The sequence below is a fragment of the Amycolatopsis eburnea genome (assembly GCF_003937945.1).
Classification (GTDB): Bacteria; Actinomycetota; Actinomycetes; order Mycobacteriales; family Pseudonocardiaceae; genus Amycolatopsis; species Amycolatopsis eburnea.
The window spans coordinates 470,770-491,270 of the sequence record NZ_RSEC01000058.1; the positions used below are offsets into that span (position 1 = coordinate 470,770).

Annotated in this window: 11 protein-coding genes; 6 read left to right on the forward strand and 5 right to left on the reverse strand. The window is 70.5% G+C overall.

Features of this window, described 5'->3' with window-relative positions:
- The gene (gene fxsT, locus EIY87_RS48965) at positions 1-4,206 is read left to right on the forward strand and encodes an FxSxx-COOH system tetratricopeptide repeat protein (RefSeq protein WP_263855626.1); all 4,206 of its coding nucleotides are present in this window, start codon (positions 1-3) and stop codon (positions 4,204-4,206) included.
- 4 nt (positions 4,207-4,210) lie between these two features.
- On the opposite strand, the gene EIY87_RS27620 is transcribed toward fxsT (EIY87_RS48965), so the two are convergent.
- Together EIY87_RS27620 and EIY87_RS27625 are read right to left on the reverse strand one after the other, a co-directional pair.
- Complete coding sequence (locus tag EIY87_RS27620) at positions 4,211-5,992, reverse strand: HEXXH motif domain-containing protein (RefSeq protein WP_125312776.1); 1,782 nt, start codon at positions 5,990-5,992, stop codon at positions 4,211-4,213.
- A 55-nt stretch (positions 5,993-6,047) separates the two neighbouring features.
- Positions 6,048-6,236: a hypothetical protein gene (locus tag EIY87_RS27625; protein WP_125312777.1), complete on the reverse strand. Its 189-nt coding sequence runs from the start codon at positions 6,234-6,236 to the stop codon at positions 6,048-6,050.
- Positions 6,237-6,619: 383 nt separating this feature from the next.
- Here EIY87_RS27625 and EIY87_RS48485 point away from each other — a divergent pair, with 383 nt between their 5' ends.
- From EIY87_RS48485 to fxsT (EIY87_RS27640), 3 genes are read left to right on the forward strand one after another with little or no spacing between them, the layout of a single operon-like run.
- Positions 6,620-8,062: a VMAP-C domain-containing protein gene (locus EIY87_RS48485; RefSeq protein ID WP_263855643.1), complete on the forward strand. Its 1,443-nt coding sequence runs from the start codon at positions 6,620-6,622 to the stop codon at positions 8,060-8,062.
- Positions 8,046-9,137, forward strand: a complete 1,092-nt coding sequence (locus EIY87_RS27635) for an AAA family ATPase (RefSeq protein ID WP_404800101.1) — start codon at positions 8,046-8,048, stop codon at positions 9,135-9,137. The genes EIY87_RS48485 and EIY87_RS27635 overlap by 17 nt, the downstream gene beginning before the upstream one ends.
- A gap of 1 nt (position 9,138) precedes the next feature.
- Positions 9,139-13,551 carry an FxSxx-COOH system tetratricopeptide repeat protein gene (fxsT, locus tag EIY87_RS27640; RefSeq protein WP_263855627.1) on the forward strand — a complete coding sequence of 1,471 codons (4,413 nt, stop codon included), beginning with the start codon at positions 9,139-9,141 and terminating at the stop codon, positions 13,549-13,551.
- 36 nt (positions 13,552-13,587) lie between these two features.
- On the opposite strand, the gene EIY87_RS27645 is transcribed toward fxsT (EIY87_RS27640), so the two are convergent.
- From EIY87_RS27645 to EIY87_RS27655, 3 genes are all read right to left on the reverse strand, one after another.
- Entirely contained in the window at positions 13,588-15,435 is a 1,848-nt protein-coding gene (locus EIY87_RS27645; RefSeq protein WP_125312779.1) for an HEXXH motif domain-containing protein, read from the reverse strand.
- Positions 15,435-15,623 (reverse strand): hypothetical protein, encoded by a 189-nt coding sequence (locus EIY87_RS27650; protein WP_125312780.1) that lies wholly within the window; start codon positions 15,621-15,623, stop codon positions 15,435-15,437. Before EIY87_RS27650 ends, EIY87_RS27645 begins: the two co-directional genes overlap by 1 nt.
- 100 nt (positions 15,624-15,723) lie before the next feature.
- Complete coding sequence (locus tag EIY87_RS27655; RefSeq protein WP_125312781.1) at positions 15,724-16,902, reverse strand: TetR/AcrR family transcriptional regulator; 1,179 nt, start codon at positions 16,900-16,902, stop codon at positions 15,724-15,726.
- 149 nt (positions 16,903-17,051) lie between these two features.
- On the opposite strand from EIY87_RS27655, the gene EIY87_RS27660 reads away from it, so the two are divergent.
- Together EIY87_RS27660 and EIY87_RS27665 are read left to right on the forward strand one after the other, a co-directional pair.
- The gene (locus EIY87_RS27660; RefSeq protein WP_125312782.1) at positions 17,052-18,263 is read left to right on the forward strand and encodes an acetyl-CoA C-acetyltransferase; all 1,212 of its coding nucleotides are present in this window, start codon (positions 17,052-17,054) and stop codon (positions 18,261-18,263) included.
- Positions 18,264-18,271: 8 nt separating this feature from the next.
- Positions 18,272-20,443, forward strand: a complete 2,172-nt coding sequence (locus tag EIY87_RS27665) for a 3-hydroxyacyl-CoA dehydrogenase NAD-binding domain-containing protein (protein WP_125312783.1) — start codon at positions 18,272-18,274, stop codon at positions 20,441-20,443.
- The last annotated feature ends 58 nt before the right edge of the window (positions 20,444-20,501 follow it).

Genomic DNA, 20,501 nt, shown 5'->3' on the forward strand with positions numbered 1-20,501 from the left:
GTGGTCCAAGAGCCGCACGACGTTCCCACCGTCTCCGGGCTGAGCTGGAGCGAGGTCGGCGACGCGGTGTGGCTCGCGATGGCGATCGGGGACTCCGCACCGCGCGTGCACCCGGAGTTCGAATCGCCCGAAGCCGAGGACCACGACGACGAGCAAGCCCACGGTTTCCCGGAGCCGCCGGAAGAACCGGCCGGACCGGTGACGCCGTCGTTCGGCAGCGCACCCGACCGGATCGTCACCGCGCTGGCCAAGAGCGCGGAGCTCCTGGGGACCTCCGGCGCGGCCGTGCTCGGCCCGTCCAGGTACCTGCCGGAGGCCGCCGCGATCGTCCGCGCGCTCCGTCCGCTGAAGCAGACACGCCCTTCGGAGCACGAAGAAGACGTCGTCCTCGACGAGGAGGTGACGGCGGAAGACGCGGTGCAGGGCCAGCTCTGGCTGCCGAGGACGAAACCGGCGATGGTCCGCGGGCTGGACCTGACCGTCGTCGTCGATTCGAGCTCCTCGATGGCGCTGTGGCAGCCGACCGTGGCCGCTTTCCTCACCCTGCTCCGGCAGCTCGGCGCGTTCGGCTCGATCCAGGTGCGCTTGCTCGAAACCGACAAGCGCGGCGGCGACGGGATGCCCGGTCCGGTGTTGCGGGGCGGCACGCCCGGTGCGCCCGAACGGCAACCCGCCGAGCTGCTCGACCCGTCGGGGCGCCGCCTCTTGATCGTGCTGACGGACGGGATGGGCGAGGCCTGGCACCAGGACTCGGTCTCACCGCTGCTGGCCCAGTGGGGTCGGGCCATGCCGGTCGCGATCGTCCAGCTGCTTCCGCAGCGGCTCTGGGGCCGGGCCGGGCCGCAGCTGCACCACGCCAGGCTGACGACGCCGGGCCCGTTCCGGCCGAACCGGCGCTACGGCCTCGAACTGCCGGACGCCTGGCTGACCGGCGAAGACCCGGAGACGGCGGGTGCGGGCGCGGTCCCGATCCCGGTCGTCGAACTGGATCCGCGGTGGCTCGGCTGGTGGGCGCGGACGATCAGCCGCGCGCAGCCGGACCCGGTGCAGGCGGTCGTGCTGCTCGCCCGGACGCAGCCGCAGCCCGCCGAGCCGTGGGACGGGCCGGCACTGTCGGCACAGGACCAGGTCAAGCACTTCCACGGCGTCGCGTCGCCGCCCGCGTTCCGGCTGGCGACGTTGCTGGCCGCGGTCCCGGTCAGCCTGCCGATCGCCCGGTTCGTCCAGGCCGAAATGGTCCCCGAAGCGGACACTGCCGACCTCGCGGAGGTGCTGAGCAGCGGCCTCCTCGACGTGCCGCCGAACGTCGAAGCGGACGAGATCGTCTACGAATTCCCGCTCGCGGTGCGGGAAGCGCTGCTGGCCGCCGGCCGCCGGTCCGACACGGTCCAGGTCGTCCGCGCCACCGGCGGCCGCTTCGGCGACCGGCACCCGGTGCTGCTGCGGGTCGCCGAGGCACTGGACGACCCCGAACGCGCGCCGCTGCCGGCCGCCGACACCAGCCTGGCGGAAGGGGTCGCGCTCGAACGCGCCGTGATGCGGGCCCTGTCGGGACCGTACGCGGGACGCGCGGAACGCTTGCGGCACTGGGAATCCGCACTGGGCGCGCCGGTCCCGGCGGCGGAGCCGGGCGGTTCGACGACCGAGAGCCTGGTCGCCGACGTCCACGAAGAGGCGGCGGACTCCCGCCAGCGGGTCCGCCAGCTGACGACCGACGCGCCGACGGTCTGGGGAGCGGTCCCGGCCCGCAACCCGGACTTCACCGGCCGCCACCGGCTCTTGACCGCACTGGCCACCGACCTCCACCACGGCGGCCGCGCGGTGCTCCACGGCATGGGCGGCCTCGGCAAGACCCAGATCGCGACCGAGTACGTGTACCGCCACCTCGACCGCTACGACCTGGTGTGGTGGGTGAGTGCGGCGCAGGAGACGCAGATCCGCGCGTCCCTCACGGAATTGGCGCGCCAACTCGGTTTGCCCGGTGCCGCGGAGACGGTCACCGCGGTTCCGGAGGTCCTCGAAGCACTGGGCGAAGGTGAGCCCTACCGCCGGTGGCTGCTCGTGTTCGATTCGGCGGACGACCCGGGAACGGCCTTGCCGTTCCTCCCGGCCGAGGGACCGGGCGAAATCCTGGTGACGACGAGAAACCCGGGGTGGCCGGACGTCTTCCCCAGCCCCGTCGAGGTGGGCTCCTTCACCCGCGAGGAAAGCGTGGAGCTGCTGAGCCTCCACGACCCGCGGCTCGACGCGGACCAGGCCGACCGGATGGCCGGGCGGCTCGCCGATCTGCCGCTCGCACTCGCCCAGGCGGCCGCGCTGCGCACGGAAATCGCCCTGCCGGTGGACGAATACCTGCGCCGGTTCGACGAAAAGACCGCGGAAATCCTCGAATCCGCGACACCGACCGAGTACGAGGTGCCCGTCGCCGCCGCGTGGAACGTGTCGTTCGACGAGCTCGGCACCCGCAACCGCGCGGCGCACCAGCTGTTGCAGGTTTGCGCGTTCTTCGCCCCGGAGCCGATTTCCCGCAGTCTCTTCACCGGAGTCCGGCGGTTGTCGATCGCCCCGGAGCTCGACTCGGCGATGCGCGACCCCACCCTGCTCGACCAGGCCCTGCGCGACATCCACCGGTGGGGGCTGGCGAAGGTCGATCACCGGTCCGACACGATCCGGCTGCACTGGCTGGTCCAGCTGGTGCTGCGCAACCGGATGACCGAGCAGCACCGCCGCGACATCCGGCACGGCGCGCACCTGCTGCTCGCGAACCGGGACCCGGGTGATCCGGCCGAAGCCCGCCTCTGGCCGCAGTACCACCTGGCCCTGCCGCACATCGACGCCGCGGAGCTGATCGACTGCGGCGACGACGAGGTGCGCACGCTCGTCATCAACCTTTTCAAGTTCCTCTACCTCTGGGGTGACCACACCGGCGCGACGATGCTCGCCCGGCGGGTGGTGGACGCGTGGACGGACCGGTTCGGCGAAGCGGACGCGTTGACGCTGGAGGCGTCGGAACGGCTCGGCTTCTTCCTCTGGGCACTGGGCCGGTACGAAGAAGCGGAGGTGATCAACAACCGCACCCTCCGTCTCTACCAGCAGAAGGAAACCACCGGGCGGCGGTCGGAACAGACCCTGAACGCCCAGGTGGCCGTGGCCGCGGTGCTGAAGGCCCGTGGCGACTTCGCCGCCGCGCGCGAGCTCAACCTGGCGACCTACCACGAGGCCGCCGCCGTTCTGGGCGGGAACGAGCCGAAGACCTTGACCGCCGCCCACGACCTGGTCGTGTGCCTGCTCCTCACCGGCGAGTACGACGAAGCCCGGCGAATCGGCGAAGACACCTACGCCCGTCGCGCGGAAATCCTGGGGCCGGACAACGCCGCCACCATCAGCACCCTGAACATCCTGGCGATCTGCCGCCGGGAGATCGGCGACTACACCCTCGCGCGGCTCGAGCAGCAGAAGATCGTCGAGCGGGTCCGCCGCCTGGTGCGGGACGAGAACGCCGGCGTGGTCCGGCGGGAGCACCACCTCGCCGTGGCGCTGCGGAAAGACGGGCAGTACGAGGCCGCGCTGGCCCTGTCGCGGAGCACGTTGGAACGCTTCCGGTCCCGCTACGGTCTCGGCAACCCGAACACCCTGCCCTGCGTGCTGGCGCATTCGATCGATCTCCGCTGCGTCGGAGACCTCGAAGCGGCGAGGAACCTCGGGCAGCAGGCGGTCGACCTCTACCGGGCCAGCCTCGGCGACCGGCACCCGCACACCCTCGTCGCGCAGATCGATCTCGGCGTGACACTCCGGTTGCTGGGCGCCGTGTCGGCGGCGCGGGACCGGGACCGAGCCGCCTACGGCGAACTGCGGAAAGCCCTCGGCGCCGACCACCCGCACACGATCGCCGCGGCCATCGACCTCGCGAACGACCACGCCGCCGCCGGCTCGCCGAAGCTGTCGGCCGAGCGGCTGCTGGCCACCGGCACCGAATGCCTGGCGCGGGCCCGCCGCGTCCTGGGCGAAGACCACCCGGTCACCCTGGCGGCCCAGCTCAACCGGGCGCTCGACCTGCGCGCGGCCGGACGGAGCCGGGAAGCCGCGCTGCAGCACCAGGACGTCGTGGCCCGCTACCGCCGGGTGCTCCGCGCGGACCACCCGGTGACGGTGGCCGCCGAGCACGGGGTGCGTGCCGTGTGCGACATCGACCCGACACCCCTCTGACCGGTCAGCGGGCCGCGGCGAGCCAGCGCACTACTTCTTCGGGAGCGGGTTCCGGCGCCGGTCGCCGCCGGATGCCGCGGAGGACCGCGCGGACGACCTCGGGCCGGTCGAGCAGGACGGCCGCCGCGGGATCCCCGGTCGTCCGCAGCGCGAGGCCCAGTCCGATCAACGCCGGCGGCGCGTCCGGGTCGCCGCGCACGGCGGTCCGGTACGCCTCCAGTGCGTCCTGGTCACGGCCGTCCACGAGGGCGAAATCCGCCTCGGACGCGCCGGGCACTTCCCGCCAGAGGACATCGGCGCGACGGGCACCGTCCTCGCCGAGGCGGACCCGCAGCAGGTCGGCGCGCGCGTTGGTCCAGTCACCGTCCGGTTCGGTGACCAGTGTCGTGCCGACGCTGTCGGCACCGGGAGCGGGCGTTCCGCGCAGCCAGCTGTCGACGAGCAGCTCGATCGCTGCCGGCTCCGGCCGGAGGTGGCGGAGCCGCCAGCCCGCGCGGTGGTCGGCGGCCACCAGATCGGCCCAGCGCGCGGCGGTCGCGAGGACCTCGTCGTCCTGCCACGTTCCGGCGCGTTCGGAGACGAGCGCGAGGAACCGCCGTCCCGGCTCGGTCAGTGCCTCGTCCGCGCGGACCGTTTCGAGGGTCCGCGCGACCTGGTGCCGCCAGTGGGCGTACTCGAACGCCGCCAGCTCGTCGTCCGGCTGCTGAGCGCACAACGCCCGGTAGAACTCCGTGACGGCGAAGAAGGCGTAGATGCCGTGGACGACGCCGCCGAGCGGGCGGGGATCGTCACGCCACGGGGCGTAGAGCCGCTCGGTCCGGTCTTCGGTGTGGAGCCGCACGAACTGCAGCAAGCCCCCGAGCCGGATGTGCTGGAACTCGTGCACCAGCGCCGCGGCCAGCGTCACGGGGTCTTCCGGCCGGCAGATGAGCGCGCTGCCGAACGCTTCCCCGCTCGACGCGCTCGGCAGCCGGAACGGGAACCGCGGTCTCGGCACGATCGTGTCGAGACCGGCGGGCAGGGCGTCCGCGAACTCCGGGAGCAGCCGGACGATCAAGTCCCAGGCCTGGGCGAGGAGGCCGCGCCAGGCGGTCAGGTCCGCCGGGTCCAGCCGGTCGGGCGCCGAGGGGCCGAAGAGCCCGCGGTACGGGTCGACGTCGTCGAGCCGCACCGAGAACCGCCGCCCCCCGCTGCCCAGTTCCGCGGTGCGGATCCCGCGCCAGCCGGGTGCGTCGGCGGACGGGTCGGCGGGGACCACGACGACCCGGTCGCCGGTCACGATCTCGATCCGGCCGCCCGCGGACTTCAGCTCCGCCGTTTCGGCCTCCGGGTCACCGCCCAGCCGCGCGAGGCCGAGGGTGGGCAGCGCGACGTCACCGCGCCACACCGGCACCCGCACCTGGAAGGTGCCGATCCTGGCGCGCACCGCGGCGGCCGCGGCCAGGGCGTGGACGTGTCCGATGTGGACCCACAACGGCCGGGGATCGCTGGTCAACCGGCGGAGCAGGCGGGTGGTGTGCCCCGCCCAGCTGCCGGTGTACGGGTGCGCGAGCACCTCGTCGAGCGCGGCCGGGTCGGTTTCCTGGGCGAGCACGAGCAGGTCCCACGCCCGTTCGGGGGAAGGCAGCGGGCCACGGAGGGCCGGCACCGCCGCGACCCTGTCGATGATGTCGCGCAGGAGGAGCAGCCGCCGGCTGCGATCCGCCGTGCGCAGTCGCCGTACCAGGTCCGGGCCGCCTTCGGAACGCGCCAGGAGGTCGAACTCCGCCCACGTGAAGGTGTGCATGACGGATTCGGGTGTGTTGCTTGAGGGGAGCACGGTCAGTCCTTCGGGAAGCGGCTTACTCGACCCGTTTCGCTTCACTCCCGCTCGCCGTTACCGGGATGTGCGCGGCTCGTTCGGCGGCGCGACGCATCGACTTGCGCAAGGCCGCGGAGTCGAGTTTCCGCAGCTGGGACAGCGGAACCGCACTGAGGTCGAGGAGTTCGGACTCGATCTCCGGTCGCCTGGTGCCGCCCGGTGATCGCATCGCGATTTCCCCTCTCTCGAGAACCCGCTTGGAGGCGCGCGTAAGCTAGCACGCCCCTTCGATCACCCTTGCGAGGTGGCTCGGCGAACGCCACTTTACTCCGGACGGCTCAGGGGATCCGGCCCTTTTCACGAGCCGGAACGCCGGGCTCGGGAATGACGCGAAGTGGTTGCCCGGAGGTTGCCGTTCCCCCGGGCGGGACTCGTGAAGCTCGCTCGTGTGGTGGTCAGGCACGCGCTGTGTCATGTTTTTGCCCTTTTACGGTTAAGCCGAACAGGTAAACTCACGATCTTCGGTGCGCTTCTCGGGGGTGGGAGGTGGTGCGGCAGGTGGTGGCGAGGCAGGGGCAGCCCGGCCCGGGTATCGCGGTCCGCAGGGCGGTGGTGGACGTGCTGGTGGTGGCCGGCTTCGCCGATGACAAATCCATCCGCACCCTGATGGTCGGTGAACTGCGTGAGGCGCTCGACCACCCGTTCACCTTTTCGGACCAGCTGACCGGCCGTGACCAGCTGATCGAAATCGTCTCCGCGTGCTGCCGCCTCCGCGAAGGGCTGAACGTGCTCGCGGGCGTGATCGAGTTCCTGCGTCCCGGCAGCAAGGAATGCGCCGAGGTGCGCGCCCTCGTCTCGTCGGTGCGGATGCACGACGTCGTGCCGGAAGCCGAACAGGAGAAACTGCGCGAACGGCTGGCCGGTTTCGCGCCGCCGGGGCTCGCGAAGGCCGTGCGCCGTGCCGCCCGCTACGTCTCTCCGCCGCCGCGCTACGAAGACGCGTCGGCGGCCTTCTCCGGTCTTGCCGACCTGAACGCGGGACCCGGGGAATTGCCGCCGTTGCTGATGTTCGTCGAACTGATCGCCGCCGAGTGCGACCCCGCCCTCGCCGCGGAACTGCGCGCGTGGTCGGACGGGCAGGTCCGGCGGCTCCGCCTCCGTGACGCTCTCGATCAGCTGCGCGCGGAGCTGGCGGCGCCCCGGCCGGCCGCGGGCCGGCTGCACCTCGTCGTGGTCGTGCGCCCGGATCCCCTCGAAGACGACCTGTACGAGCTGTCTTCGTGGCGGCAGGACGATCCGGCGGACTGGCCGCCCGCCCGGGGTGAAACGGTCCTGGTCCGGGAGAGCCAGCTGGAGCGCCACGTCGACGTGCTGGTCGGCGAAGCCGAAGAAGCCTGGTCGGAGGTGGCGGCCGACGTGGTGGTCGAGTTCGTCCTGCCGCGGGAGCTGCTGAACCTGCCCGTGCACGCGTGGGCGACCGAGCGCGCTTCCGGTGCGCCCAAGCCGTTGTACCTCAGTTACCCGACCGTGGTGCGTTCGCTGGAGCGGATGAGCTCACCGCGCTGGCACCGCGTCTGGCGGCAGCGCTGGGAGTCGTGGACCCGTGATCCTTCGTTCGAACGGGTGTATTTCTGCGGTACGGGTGATAGTCCCGATCGACTCCGGCTCGAGGCTGTTTTGAGCAATCGGCAATGGGCGATGACGGTGCTCACCGAATCGCCGCCGGTCAGGGCGGCATCGGGTGACGACGAGCTTTTGCCCGCGTTGCGCGCGGGGGTCCCGGTCATCGTCTGGCACCCGTCGGCCCCTTCGGAAGTCGTTCGCGAAGTGGTAGCCTGGCTAGCCGAAAGCCGTGGCGGATTGGGGGATTTGCCCGCGGTGGCGAGGGAGTCTCGACTGGACGCTCTTCGGAATCCGCCGTCGTCGGGCGATGGTGGTGTACTCACGGACCTGGTGGTGCTATGGGACGACCCGAATCGGTTGCTTCCCCTCGGCGAAACCGGGATCATCGGGCACCTCGAAGGAGGTGCCGATTCGCGTGACCGAGCTTCCTGACACCCGGATCGGAGCGTCGCAGCATCCGGACAGTCCGCCCGATTGGTGGATTTACCGTGGTACTGGCCGCCCGTTGCACGACATAAGGCTGGCCGACCGGTTGCCGGACCCGCCGCCGTGGCGCACCTTCCGCGGAGCCACGCTCCCCGAGCGGGACGTCTTCCCGGCCGACGACGGGGAAATCGAGCGCAAGCTGGGCACCGAACTCAGCTACTCCGCGCGCAACGTCGACGAGCACGAAGTCGAGATGGTCAACGCGGCGCTGTACCTGCGCCGCCCGTTGCTGGTCACCGGGCGGCCGGGAAGCGGCAAGTCGAGCCTGGCCTACCGGATTTCCCGGGAACTGGGACTGGGCCGGGTGCTCCGCTGGCCGATCACCTCGCAGACCACGCTCAAGTCCGGCCTCTACGACTACGACGCGATCGGCCGGGTCCAGGCCGCTGCCGCGTGGAAGGAGCTGGCCGCCTCCGGCGCGGGAACCACGGCGGAGGTCCCGATCGGCGAATTCGTCCGGCTGGGTGAGCTGGGCACGGCGTTCCTCCCCCGGCGGCTGCCGCGGGTGCTGCTGATCGACGAGCTCGACAAGTCGGAATCGGACCTGCCGCACGACCTGCTCGGGCTGTTCGAGGACGGCGAATTCGCGGTCCCCGAGCTGGCCAGGGACGCGCGCCGCTCGGTGCGGGCCGAGGTGTTCACCGCGGATCCGGGGTACACCGCCGAAATCGAGCACGGCCGGGTCCGGTGCGCCGCGTTCCCCGTCGTCGTCATCACCAGCAACGGGGAACGGGAATTCCCGCCCGCGTTCCTCCGCCGGTGCCTGCGGCTGGAAACCCGGGACCCGGACGCCGGCCAGCTCGCGGCGATGGTCGCCGCGCACGCCATCGACCCGGACGGCAGCCGGGCCGCGCTGATCGAAGACTTCGTCACCCGCAGCGCGGGGGTGGGCGGGCTGCCGGCGGACAAGCTGCTCGACGCGATCTTCCTGGCCACCTCGGGTGCCTACCGGCCCGAGGACGACGCGTGGCCGCGCCTGGTCGATTCGCTGTGGCGCCAGCTCAATCCGCAGGGGCCCTGAGATGCAAGACCCCACCGCGGGCGAGCCCGACCTGACGTGGACCGAACTCGGCGACGGCCTGTGGCTCATGGCGGCGATCAACCGGACCGCGATCCCGGACGCCGCCCCCGCGGAGCGCCCGGCACGACCACCGGATCCGGTCGAGGACCGGCGGGACGGCCCCGGGCCGGTTTCCCGCGACAGCGACGAACCCGAGCTCGTACCGGCCGCCGGCGGCGCTGCTCCGGCCCCGGACCCGCCGCCGGACGAACGGGAATGGCTCACCGAGCAGGCCGCCGGAAACGGCGGTCTGCTCGCACCCGAGCCGGGTGCCGGCCGCGCGGACGCGGAACTCGCCGGCGTGGCGACCGCACCGGTCCTGCCCGGCGCGGCCCAGCTGGTCCGCGCGTTGCGGCCGTTCAAGCGGAAAGTCGCGTCGAGGAACGACGCCGACGTCGAACTGGACGAAGAACGCACCGCCGAGGAAGCGGCGCAGAGCGGGATGTGGCTGCCGGTCACCCGCCGCCGCCGCGACCGCTGGCTCGACCTCACGCTCGTGATCGACTCGACGCCGTCGATGGCGCTCTGGACCCCCACGGTGAACGCGTTCGTCCGCTTGGTCGAACGCGTCGGCGCTTTCCGGTCCGTCCGGGTGCGGCTGCTGGAAACCGGCAAGACCGGCCCCGCGGAAGGCGGTGCGGTCGTCGGTCCCACCTTGCGCGGCGGGACGGCCGACGCCCCGGCGCGGGGTGCGGGGGAGGTGATCGGCTCGGCCGGCCGGAGCCTGCTGCTGCTGGTGACCGACGGCGTCAGCGACGCGTGGCACCGGGACCTGGTGTCCCCGATGCTCGCCCGCTGGGGGCGGGCGATGCCGGTCGCGATCGTGCACCTGCTGCCGCACCGGCTCTGGTCACGCGGCGGGATGGGCGTCTGCCAGACGGTGCTCACCCCACCGGGACCGCTGCGGCCCAACGGAACCTACGACGTGCGGTCGGCTGACGTCCTGCTGGACCCGGACGAAGCCGAAGAGCTGACGGCGGGCGCGGTGCCGGTGCCGGTGCTGGAGCTGCAGGACCGCTGGCTCGGCTGGTGGGCGTCACTGGTGACGGGAGTGGGCGGCGTGGCGCGGAAAGCCGCGGTCGTGCTCGCCCGCGACCAGCCGCAGCCGGCCGACGCCGACACCGAGGCACCGGTGGAACGGTCCGCGCGGGAAAAGGTGCAGCAGTTCCACAGCTCCGCGTCACCACCGGCGTTCCGGCTGGCGACGCTGCTCGCCGCGGTCCCCGTGGACGTCGGCGTCGCCCGGACCCTGCAGGCGGAGCTCGTCCCGGGCTCCGGGCCCGACCACCTCGCCGAGGTGTTCACGAGCGGCCTGCTCGAGCGGGCCCGCGACGGAACACCGTGGGACCGCGCCCAATGGGAGTTCGCCGGCCACGTGCGTCAGCTCCTCCTGCGCGGCGCGCGGCGCTCGGACACGGCGCACGCGGTGATCAGCGCGTCGCGGCGCTTCGGCGACCAGAAGCCGGTACTGGTCCGGCTGCAAGCCGCGCTGGCGGCTCCGGACGCCACCCCGGACCCCGCGCTCCCGGCGGCGACGCCCGCGGAGATAGCACTGGAACGCGACCTGATGCGTGCGTTGTCCGGTCCGTATTTGTCCCGGGCGGATCGGTTGGAGAGTAGAATCGCCGGCATTGGTCAGCTCGGCGATCGAACCACTAACATCCCGGCGGTGAGTGACACGATGTCGCAGGAACTCAAGCCGATGGGTTCCCCGAGCGAACCTGAATCCGTCGTCCGCCCCGATGCCGGGACCGTGGACATATCCCCGTCGTCGAGCGACGCGCCTCCGGCCCTGCGGACGAAGGTTGTCCGGGAAGTCGCCGACATGACCAGCCGGAGCGTCCGCCGTTCCGGTGATGAAGCACCACCCGTTTGGGGTGTTGTTCCACCGAAGAACCCCAATTTCACCGGGAGGCGTGAACTCCTCGATCAATTGGGCGAACGGCTGGGCGCGGGGACCACCGCTGTCCTGCCCGCGGCGTTGCACGGAATGGGCGGCATTGGCAAGACGCAGATGGCGGTGGAATATATCTACCGGCACCTGCAGGACTACGACATCGTCTGGTGGATCCAGGCCACCCGGCCCACGCAGATCCGCAAATCGCTCACCGAACTCGCGCAGCACCTGAGGCTGCCGGGCGCCGACGAAGCCATCACCGCGGTACCGGCGGTCCGCGAAGCACTGCGGCTCGGCCGTCCGTACCGGCGTTGGCTGCTGGTCTTCGACTCCGCGGAAGACCCGGAGATGGTCCGGCCCTTCTTCCCGGTCGACGGGCCCGGCCAGATCCTGGTCACCTCTCGCAACGCCAGCTGGGCCGGGATCGCGCGGCCGCTGGAAGTCGCCGTCTTCCAGCGCGACGAAAGCAAGAACCTGCTCAGCCTCCGCCGCTCCGGGCTCGCGGACGAGGACTCCGACCTGATCGCGGAGAAGCTCGGAGACCTGCCGCTCGCCGTCGAGCAGGCGGCCGCGTGGCTCGCCGAAACCGGCATGCCGGCGCAGGAGTACCTGCGGCTGTTCGACGACAAGGTCACCGAAATCCTCGACACCTCCGCGCCGAGGGACTACGAGGTGTCGGTCGCGGCCGCGTGGAACGTGTCCTTCGACGAGCTGAGTTCCCGCAGTCCCGCTGCTCACCAGTTGCTGCAGGTCTGCGCGTTCTTCGCGCCCGAGCCGATTTCGCGGAGCTTGTTCGCCGGCGTCCGCGGGATCTCGGTTGCACCCGAGCTCGACTCGGCCCTGAAGGACCCGATGCGGCTCGGCCGCGCGATCCGCGACATCAACCGCTACAGCCTGGCCAAGATCGACCACCGCAGCGACACCCTCCTGCTGCACCGGTTGGTCCAGCTGGTGCTGCGCAACCGGATGGGCGACCAGGACCGCATGGAAATGCGCCACGGCGCGCACCTGCTGCTCGCGAACCTCGATCCGCGCGACCCGGCGTCACCGCAGACGTGGCCGCGGTACCAGGAAATCCTGCCCCACATCTACGACACCGAACTGACCGAGTGCACCGATCCCTGGGTGCGGCAGCTGGTCATCAACCTCTTCAAATTCCTTTACCACTGGGGTGACCACCAAGGAGCGCTCGCACTCGCCGAGAGGGCGGTCAAGGCGTGGGCGACGGATCGGGAGGAACGGCTCGCCCGAGGCGAGGAACCCGCTGAAGACCCGCCATTGCTGGAACTCAGTGCATCCGAGCGGTTGGCGTTCTTCTACTGGGTCGTCGGGCGCTACGACGAAGCTGCCGAAGTCGCGAAGGAGACGAGACGGCGCTACGTCGAGGTAGTCGGTCCGGACAATGAAGAGACCCTGAACGCACAACTCACTTACGCGTTGATTCTGAAGGCGCGCGGTGATTTCGCTGAGGCGCGTAACCGCAACAGGGAAATCTACGAAAAAGCTGCTGTCCTGTTTGGTGGCGATGATCCGGTCACGCTGGGTGCGGCCCATGAATTCATCGTGGCCTTGCTCCTGACCGGCGAATACGCTGAAGCTCACGAGCTGGCCGAGGCGACTTACAGCCGGCGTGTAGAAATTGTCGGACCCGACAACGACAACACGATCGGCACGCAGGTTGTGCTCGTGCTTGCCCGGCGAGAGCTGGGCCACTACCCGTGGGCCCGGATCGAAATGCAGCGCATCGCCGAGCGCGCCGAACAGCTTTACGGTGGCGACAGCGTCGGTACGCTTCGGCGTCGGTACTTCGAGTCGGTGGCTTGCCGCAAGGACGGCGACCACGTGGCGGCATTCGAGCTTTCCGGTGATGCGCTGAAGAGGTTCCGCGCTCGTTACGGCAACAACCACCCGAACGCGATGGCCTGTGCGCTCGGGCATTCCATCGACCTCCGGCACGCGCGGAGGTTTGCCGACGCCCGCACGCTCGGCGAGGAGGTCTACAACCTCTACCGCGAGAACCTCGGGGAAAAACACCCGCACACGTTGTCGGCTCAGCTCGACCTCGGGGTGACCCTCCGGCTCGGTGGCGACCCGGCCAGCGCCCGGGTCGTCGACGAGAAGGCGTTGGCGGGCATGCGGGAAACCCTCGGCGAGGACCATCCGAACACGATCGTCTGCGGGATCGACCTGGCGAGCGACCTGTTCGCACTGGATCGGGTTGCCGAGGCAGCGGCTCTGGACGCCGACCTGCTGGACCGTGCCCGTCGAGTCCTGGGCGAAGATCACCCGACCACTTTGGCCGTGCAGCTCAACCGCTCGCTGGACTTGCGGGCCCTCGGTGAGACGACCGAGGCGGACGCGCTCTACGACGATGCGCTCACGCGATACCGCTTGGTGCTCGGCGAAAACCACCCGGGTACGGAGTCGGCGTTGCGCGGCGTCCGCGCGGACTGCGACATCGACCCGATGCCGTTGTAGCCGGTCCTTTCTCGCGCAATTGTTCCAGCCGGTCACTCAGTGGGTGAACCGGCCCAGCCAGCCGGCGATCGCTTCGACCGACGGCGTCGATCTCGATTCTTCACGCAGGAGGCGATGCACCGCCCGGACCAGTTCCGGGCGGTGCAGCAATGCCCGGGCCGCCGGTCCGGTACTCCTGGCCGCCAAAGCCAGTCCCAGCCCTGTCAGAGCCGCGGGGTCGTCCGGGTTGGCGGCCAAGAGCTGCCGGTAGCCGGCCGCGGCTTCGTCCGCCCGCCCGGCCACGAAACGCAGATCGGCTTCCGTGGCACCAGGAACGGCGGACCCGTGTGCGGCGAACCGCGCGCGACCGTCCACGCCGAGGCGGAGCCGGATCAGGTCCGTGCGGGCGTCGTGCCAGTCACCGTCCGGCACCGGTGTCGGCGAGGGCTCCGACAAGGCCGCAGCTGCGGAATCCGGTCGTGCGACCCCGGCCCGCCAAGCAGCCGCCAAATCCGCCACCGTGCCGGGGTCGGGCCGCAAATGCCTGGTCCGCCAAGCCGCGTAGTGGTCCGCGGCTGCGAGACGCGCCCAAGTCCGAGGAGCACCGGCTACCGATTCCTTCTGCCACGGAAGGAGCTTCTCGGCGACACCGTCCAAGAACCGGCGGCCGGCCGCGGTGAGACTTTCGTCCGCGCGGACCACGGTCAGCGTGCGCCAGACTTGGCCACGCCACAAGGCGAATTCGAACGCCGCCAGTTCGTTGTCCGGTTCTGCCGCGGCGAGGGCACGCCAGAAGGACGTCACACCGAAAAAGGCGTAGATGCCGTGGAGCACACCTCCGAGGGGGCGTGGATCGTCTCGCCACGGCGCATACAACCGTTCTCTGGGGTCGTCGTGGTTCAGCCGTACGAGGTGGAGCAGGCCACCGAGCCGGATGTGCTGGAATTCGTGGACGAGCGCGGCGGCGAGAGGCGCGGGATCCTCGCCGTAGGAGATGATCGCGCTCCCGAAAGCCTCGCCGGTCGACGCACTCGGCAGCCGGAACGGTACAGCGGGCTCGGGGACCAGGGAGTCGAGGCCGACCGGCAGCGCTTCCGCGACCGCGGGCAGGTGCCTGGTGAGCAGCTGCCACGCGTCGGCGAGCACCGTTCGCCAGGATTCGATTTCGACGGGGCTCAGCCGTTCCGGCCGGATCGGCTCGTACAGCCCGCGGTACGGATCGAGGTCGTCGATGCGAACGAGGAGCCGCCGGTCGTCGGACCACGCCACGGCTTCGCGTACGCCGAGCCAGCCCGGCGTGTCGGCGGACAAGTTCGCCGGCAGGCGGACTCGTGACCGCGAGTTGCTGATTTCCACGCGTCCGCGGCTTCCCCGGATGCGGGCGACCGAAAACGGCGCCTCGGTGCGCAGTTGCGCGATACCGAGGGTCGGCAGGGCTGCTTTTCCCTGCCACACCGGTAGTTCTGCCTCGAAGGGAATTTCGCCGCGCACCGCCGCCGCCGCGGCCAGGCAGTGCAGGTGGCCGAGGTGCACCCAGAACGGGCAGACTCCGGTGATGTCCTGCCGGCAAAGCCGCGTGGTGTAGCCCGCCCACGTCCCCGTGTAGGGATGGGCGAGGATCGTTTCGAGCGCGTGCGGCGCCGTTCGTTCGACTCGCGCCAGCAATTCCCACGCGATTTCGGGCGACGGCAGCGGCCGGTATGAGTCTTCGGACTTCGCCGACACCTCGACCAGACCGCGCAGAAGCAGGAGGCGACGGCTCCGTTCGGCGGCACGCAGCTTGCGGACCGGTTCAGGACCCCCTTCGCCGCGTGCCACCGCGTCGAAATCCGTCCAGGGCAATTGGTGGCGAGACAAGCCGCCGGCGGACTCGATCGTTTCGTCGGCTGCCTCGCTGCGCCACATCAGTCGACCCGCTTGGCCTGACTGCCGCTGGCTGTGACTTGGATGTGCGAGACCCGTTCCACCGCATGCCGCAATGACTCGCGCAGTTCGCCGCCGTCCAGGGTGCGCAGTCTGGTGAGGGAGACGCCGCCGAGGTCGAGGAGTTCGGATTCGATTCCGTCTTCTGCGCCGGAACGAGCTGCTTGCATCGCGCTTTTCCCCTTCCGCAGGGAGAGCGGACCCCGTCGGCCCGGTTTCGATTGTCCCGCATTCCGGGCCGTTTCGACAGGGACGGACGCCGTGCGCCGATCAGGCTACGTCCAGCACCGTGTGCAGGAGGGTCGTCAGCTCGGCCGCGAAGTGGGGGCGGGCCGCCACGCGGCGGGTGCGCGCGAGGTCGTTTGCGATGGTCAGCGCCGCGTGGACGGTGATTTTCGCTTCCCGCGGCGGCAGCGAAGGACGTACCGCGGAAAGCAGGGTGACCCACTGGGCGACGTAATCGCGTTGCACGCGCAACAGATCCGCTTTGTCGCGGTCGGGCATCGTGACGCGGTCCGCCGAGAACGACACCAGCAGTTCCGGCGTGTGCAGAATCGTGTGCACGTACGACTCCGCCAGGCGGCGCAGGGCGGTGTGTTCGTCCGGGGCCTGGAGCGCGCGCTCGGCCGCCAGTGCCAGCCGGTCCGCGGCGCGGTGGCCGATCGCCACCATCAGGGCCGCCTTGCTCGGGAAGTGGCGGTAGACGCTCGGGCCCGCGATGCCCGCGGCCGCGCCGATGTCCTCCATGCTCACGTCGTGGAAGCCGCGCTGGGCGAACAGCGCCGTCGCCTCCGCCAGGACCTGCTCGCGGCGGGACGGCGTGCCCAGGCTCAGTGCCGGCGGAACCGGCGGCGTGGACGGCGACGGGAGTGTGGCGTTCAGCACATCGAGCGCCAGTTCGACCAGAAGTGCGGCGAAGCGGCGGCGCGCAACCGACGTGTGGTGCACCGAGACGCTGCCGAACACCGACAGCGCCGCCCAGCACAGCAGCTCCGCGTCCTCGCCGGGCAGATCGGGGCGGCGGGCGAGCAGTGCCTTCGACCACGCCGTGAGCGCCAGCGCCGAGCGGCGCGCGATCTCCCGCTGGTCCTCCTTGGGCAGGTGGCGGCCCTCCCAGCGCCAGAGCGCCGCGATTTCCCGGCGCTCGACGGCCTGCGTCGCGAGCCGGCGGAGAAGGGATTCCAGCTGGTCGGAAGGCTGAACGGAGTCCGACAGCGCTTCCGCCGTCGCCGTCTCCAGGTCCTCGAAGCCGCTGAGGACGACGTACGCCAGGATCGCCTGCTTGTCCGCGAAGTGGCGGTACAGCGCGGGGCCGGTGACGCCCGCCGCGTCCGCGATGTCCTTGATGCCGACCCCGGGGAAGCCGCGCGCGCGGAACAGCTCCGCCGCCACCGCGGCCAGCTGGGCCTTGCGGTCGCGGGGGCGCGTGGTGCGCTCGACGTCGGTCATGGTGAGTGAACGATAGCGGTTAACGGCACACCTGCAACCCATTGACACCATGGGGTTATCCGGCGATATGTTAATGGCCATTAGCCCTACTGGTCGGTATCATCGGCCACGGTACGAAGACGTCCCACACGCTCGCGAGGAGTTGTTCTGTGAGTAGCGAGGCCTACATCTACGAGGCGATCCGCACGCCTCGCGGCAAGAACAAGGGCGGTGCCCTGCACGGCACCAAGCCGGTCGACCTGGTGGTCGGCCTGATCGAAGAGCTCAAGGTCCGCCACCCGAACCTCGACCCCGCGGTGATCGACGACATCGTGCTCGGCGTCGTCTCCCCGGTCGGCGAGCAGGGCGCGGTCATCGCGCGCACCGCCGCGCTGAACGCCGGTCTCCCCGAGACCGTCGCCGGCGTGCAGCTCAACCGCTTCTGCGCCTCCGGCCTGGAAGCCACCAACACCGCTGCCCAGAAGATCCGCTCCGGCTGGGACAACCTCGTCATCGCCGGCGGCGTCGAGTCGATGTCGCGCGTGCCGATGGGCTCCGACGGCGGCGCGCTGTTCATGGACCCGGCCACCGCGTACGACAACTACATCGTCCCGCAGGGCACCGGCGCCGACCTGATCGCGACCATCGAGGGCTTCTCCCGCGAGGACGTCGACCGCTGGGCCGTCCGCTCGCAGGACCGCGCCGAGGCGGCCTGGTCCGGCGGCTACTTCGCCAAGTCCGTCGTCCCGGTCAAGGACATCAACGGCGTCACGGTGCTGGACCACGACGAGCACCGCCGTCCCGGATCGACCATCGAGGGCCTCGGCAAGCTCAAGCCGGCCTTCGCGGGCATCGGCGAGCTGGGTGGCTTCGACGCCGTCGCGCTGCAGAAGTACCACTCGGTCGAGAAGATCAACCACGTCCACACCGGCGGCAACTCCTCCGGCATCGTCGACGGCGCCGCGCTGGTGCTCGTCGGCTCGGAGCAGATCGGCAAGACCTTCGGGCTGACGCCGCGTGCCCGGATCGTGGCGACCGCGTCGATCGGCTCCGAGCCGACGATCATGCTCACCGGCCCCACGCCGGCCACGGAAAAGGTGCTGAAGACCGCGGGTCTCAAGCCCGAGGACATCGACCTGTGGGAGCTCAACGAGGCGTTCGCGTCCGTCGTGCTCAAGTGGATCAAGGACCTGCACCTCGACGAGGAGAAGGTCAACGTCAACGGCGGCGCGATCGCCATGGGCCACCCGCTCGGCGCCACCGGCGCGATGCTGGTCGGCACCGTGGTCGACGAGCTGGAACGCCGCCAGGCGCGCCGCGCCCTGGTGACCCTGTGCATCGGCGGCGGCATGGGCGTCGCGACCATCATCGAGCGGGTGTGAGGACCACAATGGCCGAGAGCAAGACCATCCGCTGGGAGCAGGACTCCGACGGCATCGTCACCCTGACCCTGGACGACCCGAACCAGTCGGCGAACACGATGAACGCCGACTTCCGCGAGTCGCTCGGCGTCACGGTCGACCGCCTGGAGGCGGAGAAGGACAACATCACCGGCGTCGTGATCACGTCGGCGAAGAAGACGTTCTTCGCCGGCGGCGACCTGAACGACCTCATCCAGGCGAAGCCGGAGAACGCGGTCGAGCTGACCGAGGGCAGCACCCTGATGAAGGGGCAGATGCGCCGCATCGAGCAGCTCGGCAAGCCGGTCGTCGCGGCGATCAACGGCGCCGCGCTCGGCGGTGGCCTGGAGATCGCGCTGGCGACGCACCACCGCATCGCCGCCGACGTCAAGGGCAGCCAGATCGGCCTGCCCGAGGTGACGCTGGGCCTGCTGCCCGGCGGCGGTGGCGTCGTGCGCACCGTGCGGCTGCTCGGCATCCAGAGCGCGCTGCTGAACGTCCTGCTGCAGGGCCAGCGCCACCGCCCGGCCAAGGCGCTGGAGCTGGGTCTCGTGCACGAGCTGGTCGGCACGGTCGAGGAGCTCGTCCCCGCCGCGAAGGCGTGGATCAAGGCGAACCCCGAGGGCGGCGTCCAGCCGTGGGACGTCAAGGGCTACAAGATCCCGGGCGGCACCCCGTCGAACCCGAGCTTCGCGGCCAACCTCCCGGCGTTCCCTGCGAACCTGCGCAAGCAGATCAAGGGTGCGAACATGCCGGCCCCGCGGGCGATCCTGGCCGCCGCGATCGAGGGCGCGCAGGTCGACTTCGACACCGCGATCACGATCGAGACGCGCTACTTCATCCACCTCGCGACCGGCCAGGTCTCGAAGAACATGACGAAGGCGTTCTTCTTCGACCTGCAGACCATCAACTCGGGCGGCTCGCGGCCGGACGGCTTCGAGAAGTACACGGCCAAGAAGGTCGGTGTGCTCGGTGCCGGGATGATGGGCGCCGCGATCGCGTACGTGTCGGCGAAGGCCGGCATCGACGTCGTCCTCAAGGACGTCTCGCTCGAGGCGGCCGAGAAGGGCAAGGGCTACGCGGAGAAGCTGGAGCAGAAGGCCCTTTCGCGCGGCAAGACCACGCAGGAGAAGTCGGACGCGCTGCTGGCCAAGATCAAGCCGACCGCCGACCCGGCCGACTTCGCGGGCGTCGACTTCGTCATCGAGGCCGTGTTCGAGAGCGTCGAGCTGAAGCACAAGGTGTTCGGCGAGATCGAGAGCATCGTCAACGCCGACGCGGTCCTGGGCTCCAACACGTCCACGCTGCCGATCACCACCCTCGCCGAGGGCGTGCAGCGGACCGAGGACTTCATCGGGATCCACTTCTTCTCGCCGGTGGACAAGATGCCGCTGGTCGAGATCATCTGCGGCGAGAAGACGTCGCCGGCGACGCTGGCGAAGGTCTTCGACTACACGCTGCAGATCAAGAAGACCCCGATCGTCGTCAACGACAGCCGCGGCTTCTTCACCTCGCGCGTCATCGGCACGTTCATCAACGAGGCCGTCGCCGCGCTGGGCGAGGGCGTCGAGCCGGCGTCGATCGAGCAGGCCGGTTCGCAGGCGGGCTACCCGGCGCCGCCGCTGCAGCTGATGGACGAGCTGACGCTCACCCTGCCGCGCAAGATCCGCAAGGAGACCCGCGAGGCGATCGAGGCCGCGGGCGGCACGTGGAAGGCGCACGCGTCCGAGGCGGTCATCGACCGGATGCTGGACGAGTACGACCGCAAGGGCCGCTCGACCGGCGCGGGCTTCTACGAGTACGACGCCGAGGGCAAGCGCGTCGGCCTGTGGCCGGGCCTGCGCGACGCGTTCAAGTCCGGCTCGACCGAGGTGCCGTTCGAGGACCTCAAGGAGCGGATGCTCTTCGCCGAGGCGCTCGAGACGGTGAAGTGCTTCGACGAAGGCGTGCTGACGTCGGTCGCGGACGCCAACATCGGCTCGATCTTCGGCATCGGCTTCCCGGCGTGGACCGGCGGTGTCATCCAGTACATCAACCAGTACGAGGGTGGTCTGCAGGGCTTCGTCGACCGGGCGCGTGAGCTCGCGGCCCGGTACGGCGACCACTTCGAGCCGCCGGCCTCGCTGGTCGAGAAGGCCGCCAAGGGCGAGATCTACGAATAAGGGCTGGACCGTCGAAGGCCGTCACTCCGGTGGCGGCCTTCGACGTGTCCGCCAGTTT

Bases quoted from the DNA above. Each gene is read 5' to 3' on its own strand.
- EIY87_RS27650 (WP_125312780.1), bottom strand. From the start codon at position 15,623: ATGCAAGCAGCTCGTTCCGGCGCAGAAGACGGAATCGAATCCGAACTC.
- EIY87_RS27625 (WP_125312777.1), bottom strand. From the start codon at position 6,236: ATGCGATCACCGGGCGGCACCAGGCGACCGGAGATCGAGTCCGAACTC.
- EIY87_RS27655 (WP_125312781.1), bottom strand. From the start codon at position 16,902: ATGACCGACGTCGAGCGCACCACGCGCCCCCGCGACCGCAAGGCCCAG.
- EIY87_RS27645 (WP_125312779.1), bottom strand. From the start codon at position 15,435: ATGTGGCGCAGCGAGGCAGCCGACGAAACGATCGAGTCCGCCGGCGGC.
- EIY87_RS27665 (WP_125312783.1), top strand. From the start codon at position 18,272: ATGGCCGAGAGCAAGACCATCCGCTGGGAGCAGGACTCCGACGGCATC.
- EIY87_RS27620 (WP_125312776.1), bottom strand. From the start codon at position 5,992: ATGCACACCTTCACGTGGGCGGAGTTCGACCTCCTGGCGCGTTCCGAA.
- fxsT (WP_263855627.1), top strand. From the start codon at position 9,139: ATGCAAGACCCCACCGCGGGCGAGCCCGACCTGACGTGGACCGAACTC.